The sequence below is a fragment of the Pseudomonas sp. SST3 genome (genome assembly GCF_003325755.1).
In genome coordinates this window covers 175,406-197,624 of record NZ_QORI02000010.1, presented here as the reverse complement: position 1 = coordinate 197,624, position 22,219 = coordinate 175,406, and the positions used below count along the sequence as shown (strand labels likewise).

General features: G+C 60.8%; 18 protein-coding genes. 9 read left to right on the top strand and 9 right to left on the bottom strand.

Features of this window, described 5'->3' with window-relative positions:
- Positions 1–37 precede the first annotated feature (37 nt).
- Positions 38–964, bottom strand: coding sequence for a LysR family transcriptional regulator (locus DQ405_RS12660; protein WP_168424560.1), 927 nt, complete (start codon positions 962–964; stop codon positions 38–40).
- Positions 965–1,105: 141 nt separating this feature from the next.
- Between DQ405_RS12660 and DQ405_RS12655 the strand changes: the two genes are divergently transcribed.
- The 3 genes from DQ405_RS12655 to DQ405_RS12645 all read left to right on the top strand — a co-directional run bounded on the left by DQ405_RS12655 (position 1,106) and on the right by DQ405_RS12645 (position 4,413).
- A complete protein-coding gene (locus tag DQ405_RS12655) occupies positions 1,106–1,501 on the top strand; it encodes a RidA family protein (RefSeq protein WP_168424559.1) in 396 nt (131 codons plus the stop codon).
- Between the two features lie 252 nt (positions 1,502–1,753).
- The gene (locus DQ405_RS12650) at positions 1,754–3,388 is read left to right on the top strand and encodes an AMP-binding protein (protein WP_168424558.1); all 1,635 of its coding nucleotides are present in this window, start codon (positions 1,754–1,756) and stop codon (positions 3,386–3,388) included.
- 236 nt (positions 3,389–3,624) lie between these two features.
- On the top strand, positions 3,625–4,413 hold the full coding sequence (locus DQ405_RS12645) for an alpha/beta fold hydrolase (protein WP_168424557.1): 789 nt from the start codon (positions 3,625–3,627) through the stop codon (positions 4,411–4,413).
- 21 nt (positions 4,414–4,434) lie between these two features.
- Here DQ405_RS12645 and DQ405_RS12640 read toward each other — a convergent pair whose 3' ends face one another.
- Positions 4,435–5,448 carry a LacI family DNA-binding transcriptional regulator gene (locus tag DQ405_RS12640; protein ID WP_168424556.1) on the bottom strand — a complete coding sequence of 338 codons (1,014 nt, stop codon included), beginning with the start codon at positions 5,446–5,448 and terminating at the stop codon, positions 4,435–4,437.
- 286 nt (positions 5,449–5,734) lie between these two features.
- Between DQ405_RS12640 and DQ405_RS12635 the strand changes: the two genes are divergently transcribed.
- The 5 genes from DQ405_RS12635 to pgm all read left to right on the top strand — a co-directional run bounded on the left by DQ405_RS12635 (position 5,735) and on the right by pgm (position 13,870).
- A complete protein-coding gene (locus tag DQ405_RS12635; RefSeq protein WP_168424555.1) occupies positions 5,735–6,895 on the top strand; it encodes a Gfo/Idh/MocA family protein in 1,161 nt (386 codons plus the stop codon).
- Between the two features lie 8 nt (positions 6,896–6,903).
- On the top strand, positions 6,904–7,977 hold the full coding sequence (locus tag DQ405_RS12630; RefSeq protein WP_168424554.1) for a sugar phosphate isomerase/epimerase family protein: 1,074 nt from the start codon (positions 6,904–6,906) through the stop codon (positions 7,975–7,977).
- A 42-nt stretch (positions 7,978–8,019) separates the two neighbouring features.
- Positions 8,020–9,258, top strand: a complete 1,239-nt coding sequence (locus DQ405_RS12625; protein ID WP_168424553.1) for a nucleoside permease — start codon at positions 8,020–8,022, stop codon at positions 9,256–9,258.
- A 248-nt stretch (positions 9,259–9,506) separates the two neighbouring features.
- The gene (locus DQ405_RS12620; RefSeq protein ID WP_168424552.1) at positions 9,507–11,879 is read left to right on the top strand and encodes a PAS domain-containing sensor histidine kinase; all 2,373 of its coding nucleotides are present in this window, start codon (positions 9,507–9,509) and stop codon (positions 11,877–11,879) included.
- Between the two features lie 326 nt (positions 11,880–12,205).
- Positions 12,206–13,870 carry a phosphoglucomutase (alpha-D-glucose-1,6-bisphosphate-dependent) gene (gene pgm / locus DQ405_RS12615; protein ID WP_168424551.1) on the top strand — a complete coding sequence of 555 codons (1,665 nt, stop codon included), beginning with the start codon at positions 12,206–12,208 and terminating at the stop codon, positions 13,868–13,870.
- A 205-nt stretch (positions 13,871–14,075) separates the two neighbouring features.
- Here pgm and DQ405_RS12610 read toward each other — a convergent pair whose 3' ends face one another.
- Together DQ405_RS12610 and DQ405_RS12605 are read right to left on the bottom strand one after the other, a co-directional pair.
- A complete protein-coding gene (locus DQ405_RS12610; protein ID WP_168424550.1) occupies positions 14,076–14,285 on the bottom strand; it encodes a DUF2795 domain-containing protein in 210 nt (69 codons plus the stop codon).
- 76 nt (positions 14,286–14,361) lie between these two features.
- Positions 14,362–14,553: a general stress protein gene (locus tag DQ405_RS12605; protein WP_168424549.1), complete on the bottom strand. Its 192-nt coding sequence runs from the start codon at positions 14,551–14,553 to the stop codon at positions 14,362–14,364.
- Positions 14,554–15,294: 741 nt separating this feature from the next.
- On the opposite strand from DQ405_RS12605, the gene DQ405_RS12600 reads away from it, so the two are divergent.
- Entirely contained in the window at positions 15,295–16,065 is a 771-nt protein-coding gene (locus DQ405_RS12600; RefSeq protein ID WP_168424548.1) for a 3-hydroxybutyrate dehydrogenase, read from the top strand.
- Between the two features lie 485 nt (positions 16,066–16,550).
- On the opposite strand, the gene DQ405_RS12595 is transcribed toward DQ405_RS12600, so the two are convergent.
- The 5 genes from DQ405_RS12595 to DQ405_RS12575 all read right to left on the bottom strand — a co-directional run bounded on the left by DQ405_RS12595 (position 16,551) and on the right by DQ405_RS12575 (position 22,112).
- Positions 16,551–18,038: a sigma-54 interaction domain-containing protein gene (locus DQ405_RS12595; protein ID WP_168424547.1), complete on the bottom strand. Its 1,488-nt coding sequence runs from the start codon at positions 18,036–18,038 to the stop codon at positions 16,551–16,553.
- 75 nt (positions 18,039–18,113) lie between these two features.
- Positions 18,114–19,481 carry a TRAP transporter large permease gene (locus tag DQ405_RS12590; RefSeq protein ID WP_168424546.1) on the bottom strand — a complete coding sequence of 456 codons (1,368 nt, stop codon included), beginning with the start codon at positions 19,479–19,481 and terminating at the stop codon, positions 18,114–18,116.
- A gap of 16 nt (positions 19,482–19,497) precedes the next feature.
- Positions 19,498–20,112 carry a TRAP transporter small permease subunit gene (locus DQ405_RS12585; protein WP_168424545.1) on the bottom strand — a complete coding sequence of 205 codons (615 nt, stop codon included), beginning with the start codon at positions 20,110–20,112 and terminating at the stop codon, positions 19,498–19,500.
- Between the two features lie 113 nt (positions 20,113–20,225).
- On the bottom strand, positions 20,226–21,311 hold the full coding sequence (locus DQ405_RS12580) for a TRAP transporter substrate-binding protein (protein WP_168424544.1): 1,086 nt from the start codon (positions 21,309–21,311) through the stop codon (positions 20,226–20,228).
- A gap of 405 nt (positions 21,312–21,716) precedes the next feature.
- On the bottom strand, positions 21,717–22,112 hold the full coding sequence (locus DQ405_RS12575) for a MerR family transcriptional regulator (protein WP_168424543.1): 396 nt from the start codon (positions 22,110–22,112) through the stop codon (positions 21,717–21,719).
- Positions 22,113–22,219: the final 107 nt, after the last annotated feature.

Sequence of the window (22,219 nt, the reverse complement as noted above, 5' to 3'; positions counted from 1 at the left end):
GCTGTGCGATGGCCGATTGCCTAGTCAAGCGGCCACGCTAGATGCCGTGCCGGCGGGTTACAGGAGCATGCTGCGCCATAAGCTCAGCGACCCAGTCGATGAACACGCGCAGCTTGGCGCTGACATGCCGGTTCGGGGGAAAGGCGACGTACATGGGCATCGGGTCGAGTTGCCAGCTTTCGAAAAGAGGAAGCAGCTCGCCGCGCTCCAGGTGTTCTCTGGACATGTAGTCCGGTAGCCAGAGGACACCCATGCCGGCCAAGCCGGCTGCGAGGTAGGCATTGCCATCGTCGACCGAGAGCACATAGCGGCCCAGTACCTTGATGCTCTCACCGTTGCAGTGCATGGAATAGGGAAAAACCTTGCCGGTGCGTGCCCAGAGAAAGCCCACAATGCGGTGGTGCGTGTCCTGCAGTTCCCGCGGGTGAGCGGGTTTGCCGGCGCGCTCCAGGTAACTCGGCGCCGCATAGACCCCTAGCCGCAGGTCGCCGATATGCCGCGCCATCAGCGACTGGTCGGTGAGCTCGCCACCTCTCACGACACAGTCCACGTTCTCGCCGATCAGATCGACCGTGCGATCACTCACGCCCATGTCCAGCTGAATGTCTGGGTACCGCGCATGAAACGCGGGCAGAGCCGGCACCAGAATCATCCGAGCAAAGGGGCTGGGCACATCTACCCGCAGCCGGCCCCTGGGCAATGCCGCGGCGCTGGACAGGCTGGTCTCGGCGTCATCCAGGTCGGCCAGCAGGCGTTGTACGCGCTCGTAATAGGCGGCGCCGTCGGCCGTGACGTTGACCTTGCGTGTGGTGCGGTTAAGCAGTCTGACGCGCAACCGAGCCTCCAACTGCTGCACCAGTTGCGTCACGGTGGTCTTGCTCATGTGCAGGGTTTCGGCCGCCTTGGTGAAGCTGCCGGTTTCCACCACCCGGGCGAATGCCCTCATCGCATCAAAACGGTCCATTTTTCGCTTCCGGATTCGGTGATTGTTTGGATTTTGCAAACAGTGATGGATAGACGCGCCAGTTTATCCGTAAGGGGCGGCCCGCCAAGATTCAACTCGTTGTGAATCACGGTCGGCGACGACCCATAAAGGAGGTATTCAATGAACCAGCGCAACGTCGTTTTTCCACCCGGGCGCCAGGCGCTTTACGAGCGCAATCACTATTCGCCAGCGATCCGCGCTAATGGCTTGCTGTTCGTTTCGGGACAGGTCGGCAGCCGTGACGATGGCTCGCCGGAGCCTGATTTGGAGGCTCAGGTGCGGCTCGCATTCGAGAACTTGAACGCGATCCTGAAAGCAGCGAGCTGCACGTTCGATGATGTGGCTGACGTCACTGTGTTCATGGTCGATCCGCAGACGACGTTCGAAACCATCTGGAAGGTCGTGCCCGAGTACTGGGGGCACGCGCCGCACCCAACGCTGACCGCTGTCGGCGTCACCTGGCTCTATGGCTTCCAGTTCGAAATCAAGGTGATCGCGAAGTTGCCGGAAGGCTGAAACCGACGGATCGGTGAGGGTGAGCACTGCGGCTTCGCGCCAATATGGCTCATCTTTTCTCCGCAGCCGGTCCCATATCAAGGCGATCTCAACCGCTGGAATTGCTGACTATCGACGGCCGGGCACACCGTCCGTCAGGCCGGCGATGCTTGTCCAAAACATTCACCCAGTTTGAAGGCTTTTGCCATTGTTGCCTGAGCCACGCGGAGCCAATATCCAAGGACCAAAAAACAATAAATCCAGGAGCCAGCCATGCGCGACTATGTCACTGCGGCCAGCGAATTCGACTACGACCACACGGTAGCGGAGATTCTTTCAGGCAACCTGTCTGCCATGAACGCTTGCGTCGAATGCTGTGATCGTCATGCGGATTCGGACAAAATCGCGCTGCGCTGGGAAGGTCGCGACGGCCAGCGTGCCGACTGGACGTTCGCTCAGCTCAAGGTTGCCGCTGCTCGTTTCGCCAATCTCCTGAGCGGCTACGGCATACAGCCGGGCGATACGGTTGCCGGCTTGCTGCCGCGTACTCCCGAGTTGCTGGTTACCATCCTTGGCGCCTGGCGCCTCGGAGCCATTTACCAGCCGCTTTTCACCGCCTTCGGCCCCAAAGCGGTCGAGCACCGTATCAAAGAGTCCGGCGCGAAGATGGTGGTCACCGACGCGGTTAACAGCGAGAAGCTGGATGCCATCGAGGCAGCGCCGCGACGGCTTGTGGTGGGTGACGGTGTGGAGGACTTCTGGACTCAGGTGAATCGCCAATCCTCCGAATTCGAGCCGGTGTTGCTGAATGGCGAGGCGCCTTTTCTGGCCATGTTTACCTCCGGCACCACTGGGCCGGCAAAACAGCTGCATGTGCCGCTTAAAGCCATCGTTGCCTTCGTCACCTACATGCGGGATGCGGTTGACCTTCGCCCCGAGGACAACTTCTGGAACATCGCCGATCCGGGTTGGGCCTACGGCTTGTACTACGCCGTCACCGGACCATTGGCAATGGGGCACAGCACGCTGTTCTATGAAGGCGGCTTCACCGTCGAAAGCACCTGTCGCGTCGTGCGCGATTATGCGATTACCAACATGGCGGGATCCCCGACTGCATTCCGACTGTTGCTAGCAGCCAGAAGCGAGGTGGAAGGCCAGATCAAAGGTCGCCTGCGCGCCGTGAGCAGCGCTGGCGAGCCACTCACCCCCGAGGTCATCCGTTGGTTCCGCGACGGCCTCGGCTGCACCATCCACGACCACTATGGGCAAACTGAGCTCGGCATGGTGTTGTGCAATCACCACGCACTGAATCATGCGGTCAGTATCGGCACCGCAGGCTACGCCATGCCCGGACACCGCGTGGTAGTACTGGACGATCAGCAGCGTGAGCTTGAGCCTGGCAAGCCCGGCATGCTTGCGCTGGATCGCAGTCGATCACCGCTGCTCTGGTTCTCGGGCTACGTCGGCATCAAGACCAAGGCTTTCGTCGGCAATTACTACCTGAGCGGTGACACGGTCGAGATGAATACTGATGGAAGCATCAGTTTCGTGGGCCGTGCCGACGATGTGATCACCACGTCCGGCTACCGTGTCGGTCCCTTCGATGTCGAGAGCGCCTTGGTCGAACACCCCGCAGTGATCGAAGCGGCAGTGATCGGAAAGCCCGATCCGGAGCGCACCGAGCTGGTAAAGGCGTTCGTCGTGCTGCATGCCGGCCAGAACGGCGACACGGTGCTGGCTGAACAGCTGCAGCAACATGTGCGTACGCGCTTGTCCGCTCACGCTTATCCGCGCGAAGTCGAGTTCGTCGACGAGCTGCCCAAAACCCCGAGCGGCAAGATCCAGCGATTCCTGCTGCGCGATCGGGAAAAGACGGCGCTACAGCAACCGGCCGCGGCGGTCCGCTGAAACCGGGCGTCAAAAGCGCGTCCTATGGCCGGGGCGCGCTAGCAGTTGTCCGACTGGCTGGCCGTTCGCGACGAGCGCTGCACACATAACGTAGACGTCTGATCTGACGCGGCGAGATCTGTACTTTGAAGCCAGCTTTTTGAGGCACGGGGCTCGGTGGAGAGCGACGGGCTGTTATGCCTACTCCTGTGCCGCGAAAACATCCAGCGTTGGCACGCGTGCTAAGGATGCAAACGATGAACATCGAAATCGACGACCGCTATATTCCCACCGAACATGGCGATGTCTTCACTCGTCGTTGGCGCACCAACCAGACGCGCAAGACACCCATCATCCTGCTACATGATTCGCTCGGCTGCGTTGAGCTGTGGCGCGATTTCCCCGAGCGGCTCGCGGCCGCCACCGCACGCGATGTGATTGCTTATGACCGGCTTGGCTTCGGCCGATCCGCTTCGCATCCAGGTGGTTGGTCGCCTCACTTCATCCGCGATGAAGCCGAGTACTTCTTCCGGCCTGTATGGCAAGGCCTGGATATCGAACATTTCGTCGCGTTCGGCCATAGCGTGGGCGGCGCAATGGCAGCGAGCGTGGCGGCGCGCTACCCGCGAAATTGCCGTGCACTGATCACCGAATCGGCCCAGGCCTTTGTCGAAGACCGGACCCTGCGAGGCATCCGCCAGGCCCAAGCCGCGTTTGCAGAACCCGGCCAGCTGGATCGGTTACGCAAATACCACGGCGAAAAAGCCGAGTGGGTGCTCTCGGCCTGGATCGAAACCTGGCTTTCTGAAGGCTATGCCGGCTGGACGCTGGCGGGCAGTGCACCAGGCTTTGCCTGCCCTCTGCTTGCCATCCACGGCGTCGAGGACGAATACGGTTCGGTGGTGCACCCGCAACATATCGCCGCGCTGGCGAGCGGCGTGACCCAAACGTTGCTGCTAGAGGCTTGTCATCATGTCCCGCACCGGGAGCACGCTGATCTGGTCATTAGGGCTGTTGATGAGTTTCTCTACGCAATGGTTTGTTGATGGCGCGAGCTGGTGCGCGGTTTAAAGCTCACTGGTCGTAGCGACCGTTGTGCTGCCGCGCACGATCAGTGTGTAAGGCAGGATCAGATGAGGGGTGTCGAGAGGGCGCTTCTCGAACTGAGCCACCAGCATTTCGACTGCGTGTCGCCCGAATGCCTCGGCAGGCTGCGCGATGGTGGTCAAAGGCGGATCGCAGAAGGCGGCGAAGGGAATGTCATCGAATCCGGCGACCGAGATGTCCTGCGGAACGCGTAAGCCGGACTGGCGGATGCGCTGGATGGCGCCAATCGCCATCTCATCGTTTTCGCAGAAGATTGCGGTGGGTCGGTCCGAGCAGCCCAATAGCTGGTCGGCGGCATCATAGCCGGCCTGTAAGGTGAAATTGCCGCGGCACAGCAGCTTGGGGTCGGGCGCGATGCCCGCTGCTTTGAGGGCATCTTCATAGCCTGCGATGCGCTCGCGGGTCAGTGGGCTGCCCTGCGGACCCTTGATCAGGCCAATGCGGCGATGGCCCAGTTCGAGTAGGTGCTCAGTCATCGCACGGGCAGCGGCGCGGTTGTCCAGGCGAACAGTGGGGCAGGGCGGTGTATCGAGCACTTCGCAGGCGTTGACCATCGGTGGCGGGCTGTCACCCTGACGGCTGTCCTCGCCGAACGGGTTGAAGGCGCGGAGTTGAATGACACCGTCGGCCTGGTGTGCATGGACCAGTTCGGCATACGCCGTCTCGACGTCTTCTCGGCCTCGGGTATCGCATAGCAGTACGCGATAGTCGAAGGCTTGCGCGGCTTCCTGTATGCCGCTGATCACGCGGGCGAAGAACACATTCGCGATCACCGGGACCAGCACGACAAGGTTGCGCGTCCTGCGCGAACGAAACTGCACCGCCATCAGGTTGGGGCGATAGCCGGCTTGTTCGACAGCCAGATGCACCCGCTCACGAGTCAGCGGTGAAACCCTTTCAGGCGTCTTCAACGTGCGCGACACCGTGGCCACGGAAACCCCAGCCAGCTCGGCCACCTTGCGAATGTTTGGCATAGTCCCTCGGCGATTGGCGCCGGTCGTCATCAAGAAACCGGCAAGCGGATAGCGTAACGCAGTCTCTACAAGCAGCGTTCGACTCATGGGTGGATGTAACGGTCGTCCGATCGGCCAATCCTCAAGGTTGATCTCAGGTCCCGCCGGCCTTCTATGGCGCAGCGACAACGGCAGACTGCTGTTGAAATCCCCTCCAGCTTGACACCCCAAACTTTACTGCTACTTTCTGATCAATGTAACCGGTTACATCGTCGGTTAACGATTACCTATGCGCGGGGTGACAAACATGGCTTCAGCCGGTCGGGCCAAGGTCCGGATGGGCATGGTAGGGGGAGGCGAAGGGGCGTTCATTGGCCAGGTGCACCGCCAGGCGATGCGTCTCGACGGGCAGATCGAACTGGTCTGCGGCGCGTTCAGCCGCGATTCGGACAACAACAGGCGAAGCGCCGAGTCGCTGCATCTCGATCCCAAGCGTTGCTATCCCTCCTGGGAGGCATTACTGGCGGGTGAGCAGGAGCAACCTGCGGAGCAGCGCATGGAGCTGCTGGCCATTGTCACGCCCAATCATCTGCATGCACCCGTTGCCGAGGTTGCGCTGCGTGCGGGCTTCCATGTGTTTTCCGAGAAACCGGCTGCATTGTCGTTGGCCGAAGTACAACGTCTGGCCGCCACGCAGGCCGGCAGCGGACGGCTCTATGGGCTGGCGCATACCTACCAAGGCTACCCGATGGTTTGGCAGGCGCGGCATATGGTGCGTACGGGCATGCTTGGGCGCTTGCGCAAGATCTATGTCGAGTACCCGCAGGGTTGGCTGAGCGAGGACCAGGCCGGGCGGGGGAACAAGCAAGCCGCTTGGCGCGGGGAGCCGGAGCAAGCCGGGCCGAGCGGTTGCATGGGTGACATTGGTGTCCACGCGTTCAACCTCGCTGAATTCGTCAGCGGCCAGCGAATCGAGCGTCTATGTGCCGACCTAGGCACGTTTGTAGAAGGCCGGCGACTCGACGATGACGGCGCCGTGCTGTTCCAGACCGATAACGGCGCCAGTGGCGTGCTTATCGCCAGCCAGGTCTGCGCTGGCGAGGAAAACGCCTTGAGGTTGCGCCTTTACGGCGAACGAGGCGGTCTTGAGTGGCGTCAGGAGGAGCCGAACAGCTTGATCCATCGCCCGCTTGGCGAGGCATTGAGAGTGCTCCGCGCCGGGGTCGATCGACACGAGCTGTGCGACGAAACGCTCCGACGGCTGCGCCTGCCTGCTGGGCACCCGGAGGGTTATCTCGAAGCGATGGCCAATCTTTACAACGACCTCGCCACTGGCATCCGCACCGGTGCGGCGCCCGATGTGCCTGGTATTGAGGCTGGACTACGCGGCATGGCGTTCATCGAAACGGCCATCGCCAGCCACCGCAGCGACAGCAAGTGGACGGCTTTCGCAGCCACCGAACGATAGGTATGCACATGGATAACGCCAAGACATCCAGGGGTATTCGCGGTCCGGCTATCTTCCTGGCGCAGTTTCTCGGATCGCAAACGCCCTTCGATAATCTTCAAAATCTCGTGGGTTGGGCGGCGTCGCTCGGCTATTGCGGGGTTCAGCTGCCAACGCTTGGCACGCAATGCCTGGATCTGCACAGAGCCGCCGAGAGCCAGACCTACTGCGATGAGCTCAAGGGGCTCTGCGCTGAAGCCGGGGTCGAAATCAGCGAGCTGTCGACTCACCTGCAGGGCCAGCTGGTCGCCGTGCATCCGGCATTCGACGACCTGTTCGATGACTTCGCACCCGTGGAATTGCGTGGCAAACCCAGGGCCCGTACCGAGTGGGCCATTGATCAACTGAAGCTTGCCGCCAAGGCCAGCCGTCGTTTGGGGTTGACCGCGCATGCAACCTTTTCCGGTGCGCTGCTGTGGCCGTATATGTACCCCTGGCCGCAGCGGCCTGCCGGCCTGATCGATGAAGGTTTCGCCGAACTGGCGCGACGCTGGCGGCCGATTCTCGACGTTTTCGATGAAGCGGGCGTCGACCTGTGCTTTGAGATCCACCCCGGCGAGGACTTGCACGATGGTGCCTCGTTCGAGCGGTTCCTCGACGCGGTCGACCAACACCCCCGCGCGAAGATTCTTTACGACCCGAGCCACTTGCTGTTGCAGCAGTTGGACTACCTCGGCTTCATCGATCGCTACCACGAGCGCATCGGCATGTTTCACGTCAAGGACGCTGAATTCCGTCCGGATGCTCGCTCTGGCGTCTACGGCGGCTATCAGGATTGGGTCGAGCGCCCGGGCCGGTTCCGCTCGCTGGGTGACGGTCAGGTCGACTTCAAACAGATATTCAGCAAGTTGACGCAGTACGGCTACGACGGCTGGGCGGTGCTTGAGTGGGAGTGCTGTCTCAAGGACGCAGCGCAGGGGGCGGAGGAAGGCGCCCATTTCATTCAACAGCAGTTGATCAACCGCGCCACGCGGGCCTTCGACGATTTCGCCGGGGTTACAAGCAGTACCTCGAGAAACCGCCGGCTGCTGGGACTCGATTAAGGCGCTTTGCTAACAAACGTGCACAACAACAAGGACAAGACCATGAGCACACTGAACGTACGGCTGAGCCTGATGATGTTCCTGCAGTTTTTCATCTGGGGCGGGTGGTTCGTCACCCTCGGTACTTTTCTGGCCAACAACCTGGGCGCGAGCGGCGGCCAGATCGGCATGGCATTTTCGACCCAGTCATGGGGCGCAATCCTGGCGCCGTTCGTGATCGGGCTGATTGCCGATCGCTACTTCAACGCCGAGCGCCTGCTGGCCATCCTTCATTTGGTCGGCGCCGTGCTGTTGTTCCAGCTCTATCGGGCGACTGATTTCGGCGTGTTTTACCCCTATGTACTGGGGTACATGATCGTCTATATGCCGACCCTGGCGCTGGTGAATGCCGTGGCCTTCCGCCAGATGCGTGACCCGGCGCAGGAATTCTCGAAAATTCGCGTTTGGGGCACGGTCGGCTGGATCATCGCCGGATTGGTCATCAGCTTTCTGTTCGGCTGGGATTCTCAGCAAGCCATCACAGCCGGCGCGCTGCGTAACACCTTTCTGATGTGTGCCATCGCGTCGGCGCTTCTCGGGCTGTACAGCTTCAGCCTGCCGAGCACACCACCGCTGGCGCGACCAGAGCAGGGCGGGCTGAAGGAAATGCTCGGGCTGGATGCGCTAAAGCTGCTGAAGGACCGCAGCTTCGCCATCTTCTTCCTCGCCTCGGTGCTGATCTGCATTCCGCTGGCGTTCTACTACCAGAACGCCAACCCGTTTCTCGCTGAGATCGGCGTCGACAACCCGACCGGCAAGATGACCTTGGGGCAGATTTCCGAAGTGCTGTTCATGCTGCTGCTGCCGTTGTTCATCCAGCGCTTCGGTATCAAAAAAACGCTGCTGCTGGGCATGTTCGCCTGGACACTGCGCTATGCATTGTTCGCCTACGGTAACAACGGCGATCTGCTCTTCATGCTGGTTGCCGGCATCGCCTTGCACGGGATCTGCTACGACTTTTTCTTCGTATCCGGGCAGATCTATACGGACGCCAAGGCGGGCGAGACGTTCAAGGGCTCGGCGCAAGGGCTCATCACGCTGGCGACCTATGGTGTCGGCATGCTCATCGGATTCTGGGTGGCTGGCAAGGTGACCGATCACTTCGCCACGGTCGAGGGGCATGACTGGCAGAGTATCTGGCTGTTCCCCGCCGTGTTCGCACTCGGTGTGTTCCTGACATTCCTGCTCGCGTTTCGCGAACAACGTCCAGCAGGGCTCTCGACGGCTCCCAAGACCGCTTGATCGCTTGAGTCAGGCGCCGGCTATGGTGCCGGCGCCTGTGTAACACCTGAACCACCTGCCTGAGGCGGCGCGCAGACTATTAGCCCGCTCACCGATGCAGAACTGGCAGCCGAGTAGCGCCTTGCTGCAAGCGCTAGCGACAAGCCGGTGAACCTCGCGAAAGCATGGTGGCCTCTGGCCGCAGCTTGTGGCTTCGGGAAGCAGCCTGCACCATGGGCTTAAAGCAGCTGTCTCGGTGGGCATTGTTCATGACGGATCTGCGGAAGATCGACCGCAAGACTTTCCTCATCGTGCTTATCACGCCGAGCTGCGCAATCGTAGCGGCTGCCATTGCCCTCATCTCATTCGTGTCGCTTTGGCGAGATTATGTCGCCTCGCCCTTGATGCTCCCGACGACCTCTGCCGGTGTGCTACTGGCCGCGGCTTCCCTGATTCTTTTTGGCGTTCCACGCAGTCAGGCCGTGCGAGTGTCTAGTTTCGTAGCGGCTGGCGCAGGCCTTGCGCTTGGGCTCGTCACGGTTCTGGCGCAGCTGGCGAACTGGCGCGCCGGTGGCGGAGCCGGTGATGCGGTCGTTTCCTGGGGAGTGCGGTGGCCGAGCCTTACCACCGGGGCGGGTCTCATATTCATCAATGCATCTCTGCTTTTGCTCAATGCCCGATATCGACGGCTACGCCCATGGATGGCGTTGGGTGTGGCTTTGACGATGGTGGTCGCATTGATAGATCTCGTCGCAGACGCCTATGGTTCTCGACTGGTCGGCGGGACCAACGCCTCGGGCGGAGGGGTATTCGCGACGGGCCTTTGCTTCGCTGCGCTGGCCATCGGAACGTTTTTCGCCGAACCGTCTCGCGGCCTGGCGGCTTTGTACATGGATGACAGCACGGCCGGATACTTGCTGCGTCGGTTGATTCTCGTCGCGCTATTCGGCCCGTTCTTGCTCGGCTGGCTGGTGCTTGATGCCTATCATTCCGACTTCGTCGATACAGAGTTCGGGATCACTTTGCTGGTGGCTTTGCTCGTTGTTCTGTTTGCGGGCTTCGCCATTCGCCAGGCAATCATGTGGCATGTTTCGGATACGGAGCGCGAGCGGCTTCTCGTGGGCGAGCGAGAGGCTCGCAAGCAGCTCTCCAGCGTGCTGGAGAGCATCACCGACGCGTTCTACTCCATCGATACCCAGTGGCGTTTTACTTACCTGAATCGGGAAGCGGAGCGGCTACTCCGAAGACCTCGCGAGGGCCTGCTCGGTCGTAATGTCTGGGAAGAGTTTCCTGAAGCAGTCGGCGCTACGTTCCAGCTGGAATTCCAGCTGGCGATGGAGAGCCGGCAGCCGGTCGAATTCGAGGAGTATTACCCCCCGTTGGGAATCTGGTTCGATGTCCGCGCGTTTCCTTCCGACGATGGCCTGTCGGTCTATTTCCGCGACGTGACTACACGCAAGCTGGCAGAGGAAAAGCTTCGGGAGAGCGAGGAGCGCTACCGTCTGCTTGTCGATATGATTCCGCAGCACATCTGGACCACCGACCCCGATGGCTATCACACCTATTTCAGCCGTCGCTGGTACGAGTTCACCGGAGCGGATCTGGAATATACCTGGGGAGTAGGGTGGCTCCATCTGTTACATCCCGACGATGTGGATCGCACGGTGGCGCGCTGGGAGCAATCATTGCGCACCGGTGAGCCCTATGCAGTGGAGTACCGCTTTCGGGCGGCCGATGGGTCTTATTGTTGGTTTCTGGGGCAGGCCATGCCGCAGCGGAACACCACTGGCGCAATCGTCCGGTGGATTGGGACGCTAACGGATATCTCGGAACGAAAGCGACACGATGAGGAGCGTGAACGGCTGCTCGAGAGCGAACGGGAGGCCAGAGCCGAGGCCGATCGTCGGCGCGCCGAGCTGGAGCGAGTAACCGAGAGCAGGGCCAGGCTCATGTGGGGCTTCAGCCACGATGTGAGGAATCCTCTGAGTGCGGCCGATGGGCATTGCTGGCTGCTTGAGAGTGGCAGAATCGGCCAACTCAATGCCAAACAATGCGAGAGCATCCAGGGAATCCGCCGGGCCATCCGTACCTCCGTTGGGCTGATTGACGACCTGCTGGAGCTCGCCCGGGCCGAGTCGGGAAGTTTCAAGTTTCAGTGCGTAGAGACCGATGTCGGCAGGGCGGCACATGAGGTGGCAGAGGATTTTCGAGCACAGGCGATGGCCGTTGGTGTCGATGTGCAAGTGCGCGTGCCGAAGGGTTTGCAGGCTGAAACGGATCCGGTGCGCTTGCGGCAGATCCTGGCCAATCTACTGTCCAACGCCGTGAAGTACGCCCCGCAAAGCCAGGTGATCATCGATGCGGAACTGCGACATTCAGGTGGCCCCCAAGCGGGGACCTGGGTGGCGCTCACCGTGACCGACACCGGGCCGGGTATAGCCCAAGACAAGCAGGAAATGGTTTTCCAGGAGTACACCCAGTTGGATCCCGATGCCCAGTCCGGCGCCGGTATCGGCCTTGCGATCAGCCGGCGTATCGCTCAGCGGCTGGGAGGCGATTTAACCGTCGAGAGCGAGGTGGGGCGGGGTTCACGATTCATTCTCTGGATGCGGCCATCCGCTTCGGAACGGAAGCGGGCATAGGCGGAGTATGTTCAGGGTCGGTTGCGTTGCTTTAACGAGGCGCGACGCTGTTGCCGGCGCTGTACGGGGCATGGCGGGATCGCGCGAAAGCCCAGCCTCCCTCAGAAGGCCGTAGCGTTTGGCTGTGGTCAAGGCGGGCAATATCATGCGCAACCGTTCAGCCTGGACATTCAGCTGACGCTATGGGGAACCAAAGCCCAAGGAGTGATGGTCTTAGCGCCTAGATAAATGGGCACTGATCCAGGCCTTTTTTGCATTCGTTGCCTCCCGTGCGGCCCGACGGTTCTGCCTGAGGTGATATTTCCACCCTTCCAAAGGAACGACAGATGAGTCTCGACCTCAACGCAGGACGCCTGCCGGACGAAAACACCCTGACTAACATTCCGCGCCTGATCTCGCGTTATTACAGCGAGCGTCCGGACCCGTCGGACCCGGCGCAGCAGGTCTCGTTCGGCACATCGGGCCATCGCGGTTCGTCGCTTAAGAACAGCTTTAACGAATGGCACATCCTCGCCGTGACCCAAGCGATCTGCGACTACCGGCGTGAGCAGGGCATCGACGGCCCGATCTTCGTTGGCATGGATACCCATGCACTGTCCGAACCTGCATTCGTTTCGGCGCTAGAAGTGCTGGCAGCCAATGGTGTCGAGACGCGCATCGATGCAGGATGCGCCGAGACGGGCGGCGAGCCCGGCTATACACCAACTCCCGCGATCTCGAATGCGATCCTGGAACACAACCAGGGCCGTACCAGCGGCCTGGCCGATGGCATCGTGATCACGCCATCGCACAACCCGCCGGCCGATGGCGGCTTCAAGTACAACCCCACCAACGGCGGCCCGGCCGATACCGGCGTGACCAAGTGGATCCAGGATCGTGCCAATACCTTGCTGGCGGCAGGGCTCAATGGCGTCGAGCGGATGGACTACGGCCGTGCGTTGAAGGCTCCGACGACCCAGCGATTCGACTTCATCGACAGTTATGTCGGCGGGTTGGGGCTGGTGATCGACCTTGAGGCCATTCGCGGTTCGGGGCTGAAGTTTGGCGTCGATCCACTCGGTGGCGCTGGCGTGCACTACTGGACGCGCATCGCCGAGCGCTATGGCCTGCCGCTCGAAGTGCTTTCGACCCGCGTCGACCCGACCTTTCGCTTCATGCGCCTGGATTGGGATGGCAAGATCCGTATGGATTGCAGTTCGCCGCACGCCATGGCGGGCCTGATCGAAAACAAGGACCGCTTCGATGTGTCCTTTGCCTGCGATACGGATCACGACCGCCACGGCATCGTGGCGCGGTCGGTGGGGCTGCTCAACCCCAATCACTACCTCGCGGTAGCCATCGAATACTTGTTCACCCATCGTCCTGAATGGAGCGCCCAGGCGGGTATCGGCAAGACGCTGGTGTCCTCGTCGATGATCGATCGGGTCGCCCAGGGAATAGGGCGGCAGGTGGTGGAAGTACCGGTAGGTTTCAAATGGTTCGTTGGCGGTTTGATGGACGGCAGCCTGGGCTTCGGCGGTGAAGAGTCGGCAGGCGCATCCTTCCTGCGCAAGGCTGGTGGCGCCTGGTCGACTGATAAGGACGGCATCATTCTCGGTCTGCTGGCGGCGGAAATCACAGCGGTGACAGGCAAGGACCCGGGTGAACGTTACCGGTTGCTCACCGAACGCTTCGGCGCACCGGTCTACCAACGTATCGATGCGCCCGCTGATCGCGAGCAGAAGGCCAAGCTGGGCAAGCTTTCTGCATCGCAGGTCACTGCGGATGAATTGGCAGGTCAGCCGATTACGCAGATTCTTACCGAAGCGCCGGGCAACGGCGCGGCCATCGGCGGGCTCAAGGTGGTTACCGACAATGGCTGGTTCGCTGCACGACCATCGGGGACCGAAGACGTCTACAAAATCTACGCTGAGAGCTTCGAAGGCGAGGCGCACCTCAAACGCATCCAGGACGAAGCCAAGGCGCTGGTAGATGGCGTGTTGGCTGGGTAAGCGATGGGTGTCATACCGTCGTCAGGTTGGGCGGCAGATTGCCCTTAGTGAAACGGGAATTTGTGTCACTGGCCTAGCGGTCGCCATATTAAGCGGAGGACACACAGCATCAACCAAGCCAGACTTGCTGGCTTGGTTGATATAACTACTCTTCGCTGAAGACTAAGGGCTAATTAGTTTCGTAGTGCGTATAAACAAGGGAGGTTTAGTTTCTGGATTCGCCATAGCCTTTCATAACGTCCGCCATATTTCCATATTCCTGATGTGGCATGTTATTCAGTACTTCTATTACTTCCGAATCCGCACCGTTTTGTTGGGCGTGTTGCACCAATTGGTCTTTCTTGGCTGGATAGTCAATTCCCTTCAAATATGTCGTTACGTTCGCAGGCGACTCACCGCCAACACCTCGTGTCATGTCGAATCCTCCTGTGAAGAGATGAGGCTGGGAGCCAGGCTCCAGCCTCATCAGGTGATGTACTCTCCCAGCCGCGTCAGCTGTTGCGGCCGCCACCGTGGCTGTTCTCACCACCTTTACGACCCGCTTCAGACGCCCTCTCGCGGTCATTGGCGAAGTTGCCACCGCTATTCTGGCCGCCTTTGCTACCAATCTCCTGATAGAACTCTTTATCGTGAGAAGCAGAGGTTGCTTCGCCGCCTTTGCGTCCCGCCTCGTTAACGCTCATGCCGTCTTTCTTGTCAGCCGTGGTGTTTGCCCTCTGTCGTGAAAGTTGCAATTAAACGAGACGACAACAGCGTTGTTTTGCTGCATTTACAGTCGCCTTGTGGTTGAGAAGCCATGGTGCAATAAGAGCTCGAGCCGCTTATCGTCTGTCGATGAGTGGCAAGTAATAACTGAAATGAGGCCAACGAAGCAGGCGGTATATTCGATGAGCGAGCCAATCGCGAGACGCTCTTTTGCGAGTCGATCGCTCGCGGCAATCGAGCATGCCCGCAAAAGGTGACGATTGCACAGTCCAGCCTAGCGGACATGGGACGAACAGTTATGTCGCAGGCTATGAGCATGTCCAGCGTGATGGACATAAGGCTTTTCAGGCGAAGGAGGGAGGAGGGCGGACAACTTCTCGTTGAGGCAAGTAGACACGCGTCCGGCAGCAGCACTTCGGTCTTTTCGCGGCTTGCTTCCCTGGCTGGCACGGCTTTCGCTCTGCTTCCCTGTCTCGCTTGTTTCCTGTCGTACCGCTAGCAGTGGTACGACAGGAAAGCGGAAGAAACGATCAGAACAACAAGGAAAACTGCATGAATGCCCTGCTCGAATGTTCCGGCGGATTGGTTCCCGGCTCCATACAGCGACGCTTTGCCGCGACCCCACACAACACCCTTTGCGGCAGCCGCTATTCTGATTGTCAGCGAGGTGGCCTGCGCGCCCCTGCCTTGACCGTTACTCGCAGCAGTCGGAGACAGCCATGATTGTGAAAGGCAAAACCGCCCTCGTCACCGGTTCAACCAGCGGCATTGGTCTGGGCATCGCCTGCAAGCTGGCAGAGGCGGGCGCCAATGTGATGCTCAATGGTTTCGGCGATGTAGAGGCGGCCATCGCTCGAGTGGCTGCATATGGCACCGCCGTGTTGCATCACCCGGCCGATGTATCCGATGCCGAGCAGATCGGTGAAATGATCAGCCAGATCGAACGCGACTTCGGCTCCCTCGATGTATTGGTCAACAACGCCGGTATCCAGCATGTTGCTCCGGTTGAGAACTTCCCAGTCGAGCGCTGGGACAGCATCATCGCCATCAATTTGTCCTCGGTGTTTCACACCATGCGTCTGGCACTGCCCGGCATGCGTGAGCGCAACTGGGGACGGATCATCAACATATCCTCGGTGCATGGTCTGGTTGCCTCGGCGCAGAAATCGGCGTACGTGGCAGCCAAGCATGGCGTGATTGGTCTGACCAAGGCCGTTGCGCTGGAAACCGCAACCACCGGGATTACCTGCAACGCGCTCTGCCCGGGTTGGGTGTTGACGCCGCTGGTCCAACAGCAGATCGACAGCAAGGCCCAAGTACATGGCGACCCGAATCAGGCGACTCGCGAATTGCTGATGGAAAAACAACCTTCACTGGACTTCGTCACGCCCGAGGATCTGGGTGATCTGGCGCTTTTTCTCTGCAGCGAGGCGGCCAGGCAGGTCCGGGGCGCGGCCTGGAATGTAGATGGCGGCTGGTTGGCGCAGTAGCGAAGGGTCGTAGGGTGGGCCGGGCGGCGCTCCGCTTCAGCCCCCCAGCTTCCGCGGCTGGCGGCAACGGGTAGTTGTTCGCACGGGCGATGGTTGGCGCGCGGTGGGCTGAAGCCCACCCTACTAGCAGCAACGCCGAGGTTGGCCCATAAGCAATGGTGGAACGGACAGACTCGAACTCTCATCCGCTGCGCGAACCACTATGCTTTCGCGGTAGGTTCTGCGTGCCACCGCTCGCTCAGCCTATGCAGGGTCGTAGGGTGGGCCGGGCAGCGCTCCGCTTCAGCCCACCAGCTTCCGCGGCTGGCGGCAACAGGTAGGTGTTCGCACGGGCGATGGTTGGCGCGCGGTGGGCTGAAGCCCACCCTACGAGCAGCAACGCCGAGGTTGGACCATAAGCAATGGTGGAACGGAGAGACTCGAATGCTCCAACCGTGCGATGCGATTCGGGTCCGCCAGCAGTATTACCGCAGCGGCCTGGTCGCCTACCGCTCGCTCAGCCCATGCAGCTGAAGCTTGGAATACAGACTCGCTCGGGATATGCCCAACTCCACAGCGGCGCGGCGGCGGTTGCCTTTGCAGGCTCGCAACGCGTGCTGCAGCGCACGGCGTTCGGCCTGGGCAACGCTTTCAGCCAACAGCTGCAACGGGGTTTCTTCCACGGCGGGAGGCTCAACGGTGCTGGTAATCGCGGGTGGCGTCGGCGGCGTGACATTGCTGTTCTGCTCGCCGAGCAAAGGCAGCAAATGCTGCGGCGCCAGCGGCAGGCCATCAGCATTCAGCTGCGCGCGTTCCAATAGATTGCTCAGCTCGCGCACGTTGCCGCGCCAGGGTTGGCTGCAGAGCAATGCCACGGCTTGGGCGGTAAGTTCCATCGGCGCCTGGCCGGAGCGGTTGGCGATGTCATCGAGCAGGTGTTCAACCAGAGCGGGAATGTCGCTGGCACGTTCGCGTAATGACGGGACCTTTAGGGCGAGGACGTTGAGACGGTAGTACAGGTCGTCGCGAAATTGCCCGGCGGCGACCTTGGCTTCCAGATCGATATGGGTTGCCGCGATCACCCGCACATTGAGCGGTTTGACCTGGTTGGAGCCGAGCGGCTCGATCTCCTGTTCTTGCAACACCCGAAGCAGTTTTGCCTGCAGGGCCAGTGGCAGGTCGCCGATCTCGTCGAGAAACAGGGTGCCGCCGTTGGCGACTTCGAACTTGCCGATACGTGCCTTGCGATCAGCGCCGGTAAAGGCGCCAGGTGCGGTGCCGAACAGCTCGGCCTCCACCAAGGTTTCAGGAATGGCCGCGACGTTGACCGCGACGAAGGGGCCGTTGGCCCGAGGGGAAAGGTTGTGAATGCCTTGCGCCAGCAGCTCCTTGCCGGTGCCGGTCTCGCCGCGTATCAGTACCGTTGCGTCGAGCTGCGCGGCACGGCGGGCCTGGCGTTTGACCTCGCTGGCGGCTGGGCTGGTGCCGATGAATCCGGCGATGGTGTAGCGTGCACGGCGGGCCTTGGCCAGCTCGTTCTGGGTCGCGACCAGTTGGGTTTGAAGAATGTTGAATTTGGACATCAGCGGCTTGAGATGCTGCGCCCGGTCGAACAGCACGAACCCCAGGGCTCCCACGAGGGTGCCGTCCTCATCACGCAGCGGGATGCGCGTCACCACGAAATGCTCGTCACCGAACGCCATCAGATCGAGCATGCTCGGCAGGCCGCTTTCCATGACTTCCCGCAGGCGGCTGGCCGGTAGCACTTCTTCGATCTCTTTGCCGAGCACGCTGCGCGGATCGCTGATGCCGAGCTTCGCGGCGTACTTGTCGTTGATCCAGACGATACGTGCCTGGCGGTTGACCGCGATGGTGCCCTCGCATTGGGCGTTGAGGTGATCGAACAGCAGCGGCATCGCCACCGCGCGAAAGCGCTCCGGGGAAACGCCGATGATCAGGCCGTTGTCGTCGAGGTCGTTGCGCGCAATCGCCATGGGCAGAGGAATCCGTTTGGGTTCGGCCGATTATGGTAGGCACCGACTGCCTCGGGCAAGGCAGCCGGACCGGGCTCAGAGGCCATACACCTCGTTGGGTAGCCAAGTTGCAAGGGGTGCGTAAAAGAACACCAGAGCGAGGCCGATCAGCTGGATCAGAATGTAAGGCAGCACACCGAGATAGACGTCGCGAGTGGTGACTTCCGGTGGGCACACACCCTTGATGTAGAACAGGGCGAAGCCGACCGGCGGTGTCAGGAAGGAGGTCTGCAGGCATAAAGCGAAGAGGATCGCGAACCACAGCGGATCGACGCCCATTGAGAACAGTACCGGAGCCACCAGCGGCAGGATAATCAGGGTAATCTCCACCCAGTCCAGAAAGAACCCCAGCAGGAAGGTGATGAACAACACCGTGAGCAAAACGCCGGTCTGGCCGAACGGCAGGCCGGTAAGGGCCGCGCGAATCACGTCGTCGCCACCCAGGCCACGGAGCACTGCAGCGAACACCGTGGCGCCGATGAAAATGCCGAAGATAAAGGCCGAGGTACGGCTGGTCTGGTAAAGCGCCTCCTTCAACACAGTCATGTTCAACCTGCGGCTGCAGGCGGCCATCAATACCGCACCGAACGCGCCCACGGCTGACGCCTCGGTGGTGGTGGCAATGCCGAAGAAGATCGAGCCGAGCACCGCCAGGATCAGCGCGAACGGTGGCACCACGGCCCAGAACACGTCGAGCAGCGCCCGCGCATCGAGCTTTGGGCGGTTGGCCGGCGCCGGCGCGAAGTCTTTCTTCACCCAGGACACGATAACGATGTAGAGGATGTACATCAGTGCCAGCATCATGCCGGGAATCAGCGCGCCCATGAACAGTTTGCCCACCGAGGCTTCGGAGGTGCCGAGGCGGTCAGCCATCAGTACCAGCATGATGCTCGGGGGAATCAGGATGCCCAGCGTACCCACCGAACAGGCGGTACCGACGGCCAGACTCTTGTTGTACTTCGCCTGCAGCATTGGGCCGATGGACAACATGCCCAGCAGGGCCACCGAGGCACCAACGATGCCGGTTGAAGCAGCCAGCAGAATGCCCACCAGCACTACCGTGACCGCATAGCCGCCGCGTAACGGGCCGAGCACCCGCACCAGGCTATGCATCAGCCGTTCGGCAATGCCGGAGCGGTCGAGCATGATGCCCATGAAGATGAATAAAGGCAGGGCGACCATCAGCTCGTTGGCGACAATGCCGTAGATGCGCGCATCCAGCACACCAATGGTGCCGTCCCAGGTGAACCAGAGATCGGCATCGAAGTGTTCGACCATCACATGGCCGAGTACGCCGAACAGCAGTCCGATGCCGGCCAGTGACCAGGCCACGGGAAAGCCAAGCAGCAGTAGCAGCATGAAAGTAGCGAACATGCTGATGACGAGTAGTTGTTCCAGACCCATGATTACGACTGCTCCATCAGGGCTGCGAGTGGCCGCGGTCGCGGTCACCGGAAGCGGGCACCAAGGCCCGCGGAAAATTGAAAAGCAGCGTGCTACAGCGCGTGGCCCTGGAGGCCAGCGCCAGGGCGACCAGCGCCAAGCCCAGCGGGAGCACGCTCTTGAAAATGAACCGATGCGGTAGGCCGCTTGGCGCCTGCGAGCGCTCGTTGTAGATGAACGCCTGGTAGGCAAAAGGAATCAGCGCATCGACCATCAGCAACACCACCGGTAATGCCAGGATCAGGATCGCCAGCAACTCGATGATGGCCTGGCTGCGCAGAGTGAACTTCTCGCGCAGGACATCGACTCGCACATGGTCGTCACGTACTACGGCATAGGCGAGGGCGAGCATCAGCGCGGCGCCGAACAGATGCCATGACAGCTCTTCCAGGGCAATCGAGCCGCGGGCCAGCACGAAGCGGCTAAACACGTTGGTCAGCACTACCGCGAGCACCAACAGCCAGATCCAGGCGCTGGCTTCGCCAATAGCGACCAAAGCTTTGTCGAGCCAATAGGACAGGCGGTTATGTGGCAGCGCGGCCTCGTGGGAGGCGGGCGCAGCAGCGTTGGGGGAAACGGGATGAACGGACATGGCCACCTCGGTAATCCGGCACGGGGAAGCCGCTGCAAAGCTGAATCTGGCTCTGGCAACGGCCCGCTTGCGAGCCAGGGGCACAGCGATGCTGCGCCCCTCGACCCGTGCGGTTACTCGTACTTGTAGTAATCGCGCGGCAAGTAACCCTTGCCGTGCCAGATGGAATGGTGCTGCATGAATTCACGCTGGCTGGTCAGGACGCGATTGAACATCTCGTCGCCAGCGGCCTGCTCATCGAGCACTTCCTTGGTCACGCGCTCGAGTTCTCGCAGCACTTCTTCGGGCAGGACCTGAGCCTTGACGCCCTGCTTCTCGTAATCGCGCAGTGCGGTTGGCTGGGCCCACTCGCTTTCGGCGAAACCCTTGAGCGTGGCGGATTCGCAGCCCATCTCGATCAGCGCGCGGCTTTGCGGCTCGAGCTTTTCCCAGACGCCCTTGTTCACCAACAGGTGCGAGGTGGTCAGCGTCTGGTGCCAGCCCGGCATGATGTAGTTCTTGATGATCTGGTCGAGGCCCAGCATTTTGTCGATGGCGGGCTGTGAGAACTCCGTGGCGTCGATGGTCTTACGCTCCAGCGCCTGGTAGATCTCGCCACCCGGAATCATGGTGACCGATGCACCGAGTTTCTCCAGGACTTTGCCGCCGATGCCGGCGAAACGGATACGCAGTCCATCGATGTCTTCCAGCTTCTCGATAGGCTTGGCGAACCAGCCGGCGCCTTCCGGGCCGATGATGCTGCACAGCATCGGATGGATATTGCGTTCGGCGTAGATCTCTTCGAGCAGCTTCTTGCCATCGCCCTCGTAATACCAGGCCAGGTAGGCCGGCGGCTCCATGTTAAACGGTGCACCGGAATACAGTGGCAGCGCGGGGATAGTGCCCTGGTCGTAGCCGATCCAGGTATAGCCGGCCGGGTATTTGCCGTTGCTCACCGCATCCATGATCTCGAATGGCGGTACCAGTTCGCCGGGCTCGTAGTAGCGCAGCTGGATGTCGCCGCCGGAAATTGCCTTGAGCGATTCCGACAAGTGCTTGACCGGCGTGGTCAGACCGACGAGATGGGACGGGAAGGCCAATGGCACTTGCCAGCGAATTTTCTCAGTGGCCATTGCGTTGGCGCTGACCAGCGTGGCACTGATAACGGTTGCTGCGCCGATGGCACAGGCGAGACGGGACAGCTTTTTCGTTACGGACATTACAGGTTTCCTTGTTTTTGTTGTTTTGATAGCCAGAGGTTATGGCCCGGTGCGGCGCAGCCGGAAAGCGGAAGAGCGACGTCCAGTCACTCGCCCGCCAGAAGTCTTGGCGTCTAGCGCTTATCCCATAGCAGGTTCTGTGCCTGACTCCCGATACATGCTCAATTGCCCATTCCAGAGCGGTTTCAGAGATCGCTAGGATGCGCCTGTGTCCAGTCCGTCGGACATTCGCCTGGGGCGTTTATCCGAGTGTCCACGATTCTGGATCGATGTCTGGTTATCTGGACGGCCAGCTTCTCGGGCACGCACCGCGACATGCGGCTTGTACTCGTCGCGTACTCGAAAGCGTGGTGGGGAGAGGGTGGGTTGGTGTCGTATTAGCGGGTGCGAGCGGGGGCGCTGCTATCAGCCAGCTTCCTTGCCCAGAGTCGCTTTCAGCGCGGTGAGGCAACGCTCCTCAGCGGTATCGAGCTCCAGCTGCATCTGTTGGATATCCAGCTGCTGTTGCTCAAGTTGTTGACGACGCTCAGCAATCATCCCGAGCATGATGTTCAGCTGCTTCTGGTTACCGGCCTTGGGATCGTAGAGTTCGATCAGCGTCTTGCATTCAGCCAACGAAAAACCGATGCGCTTGCCGCGTAGGATGAGCTTGAGCGCGACGCGATGCTTCGGCGTGTAGATACGCTCCTGGCCGCGCCGTTTCGGCGAAAGCATGCCCTGTTCCTCGTAGAAGCGAATCGCACGGGTGGTGATGTCGAGCTCGTTGGCCAAATCGGAAATGCTGTACGTCTGCTTTGCCATGAATATATCCAGTCTTGCCTGTCCACCCGCGGCTCGTGACGAGCCGGGCGCGTTTTCTTCGGTTTTTTATCGGGGCAAGGCTACACGCTGGCCCCGTACGGTGCCCA

Excerpts from the sequence above, each read along its gene's own strand:
- DQ405_RS12660 (WP_168424560.1), bottom strand. The coding sequence starts at position 964 with ATGGACCGTTTTGATGCGATGAGGGCATTCGCCCGGGTGGTGGAAACC.
- DQ405_RS12655 (WP_168424559.1), top strand. The coding sequence starts at position 1,106 with ATGAACCAGCGCAACGTCGTTTTTCCACCCGGGCGCCAGGCGCTTTAC.
- DQ405_RS12650 (WP_168424558.1), top strand. The coding sequence starts at position 1,754 with ATGCGCGACTATGTCACTGCGGCCAGCGAATTCGACTACGACCACACG.
- DQ405_RS12645 (WP_168424557.1), top strand. The coding sequence starts at position 3,625 with ATGAACATCGAAATCGACGACCGCTATATTCCCACCGAACATGGCGAT.
- DQ405_RS12640 (WP_168424556.1), bottom strand. The coding sequence starts at position 5,448 with ATGCCAAACATTCGCAAGGTGGCCGAGCTGGCTGGGGTTTCCGTGGCC.
- DQ405_RS12635 (WP_168424555.1), top strand. The coding sequence starts at position 5,735 with ATGGCTTCAGCCGGTCGGGCCAAGGTCCGGATGGGCATGGTAGGGGGA.
- DQ405_RS12630 (WP_168424554.1), top strand. The coding sequence starts at position 6,904 with ATGGATAACGCCAAGACATCCAGGGGTATTCGCGGTCCGGCTATCTTC.
- DQ405_RS12625 (WP_168424553.1), top strand. The coding sequence starts at position 8,020 with ATGAGCACACTGAACGTACGGCTGAGCCTGATGATGTTCCTGCAGTTT.
- DQ405_RS12620 (WP_168424552.1), top strand. The coding sequence starts at position 9,507 with ATGACGGATCTGCGGAAGATCGACCGCAAGACTTTCCTCATCGTGCTT.
- pgm (WP_168424551.1), top strand. The coding sequence starts at position 12,206 with ATGAGTCTCGACCTCAACGCAGGACGCCTGCCGGACGAAAACACCCTG.
- DQ405_RS12610 (WP_168424550.1), bottom strand. The coding sequence starts at position 14,285 with ATGACACGAGGTGTTGGCGGTGAGTCGCCTGCGAACGTAACGACATAT.
- DQ405_RS12605 (WP_168424549.1), bottom strand. The coding sequence starts at position 14,553 with ATGAGCGTTAACGAGGCGGGACGCAAAGGCGGCGAAGCAACCTCTGCT.
- DQ405_RS12600 (WP_168424548.1), top strand. The coding sequence starts at position 15,295 with ATGATTGTGAAAGGCAAAACCGCCCTCGTCACCGGTTCAACCAGCGGC.
- DQ405_RS12595 (WP_168424547.1), bottom strand. The coding sequence starts at position 18,038 with ATGGCGATTGCGCGCAACGACCTCGACGACAACGGCCTGATCATCGGC.
- DQ405_RS12590 (WP_168424546.1), bottom strand. The coding sequence starts at position 19,481 with ATGGGTCTGGAACAACTACTCGTCATCAGCATGTTCGCTACTTTCATG.
- DQ405_RS12585 (WP_168424545.1), bottom strand. The coding sequence starts at position 20,112 with ATGTCCGTTCATCCCGTTTCCCCCAACGCTGCTGCGCCCGCCTCCCAC.
- DQ405_RS12580 (WP_168424544.1), bottom strand. The coding sequence starts at position 21,311 with ATGTCCGTAACGAAAAAGCTGTCCCGTCTCGCCTGTGCCATCGGCGCA.
- DQ405_RS12575 (WP_168424543.1), bottom strand. The coding sequence starts at position 22,112 with ATGGCAAAGCAGACGTACAGCATTTCCGATTTGGCCAACGAGCTCGAC.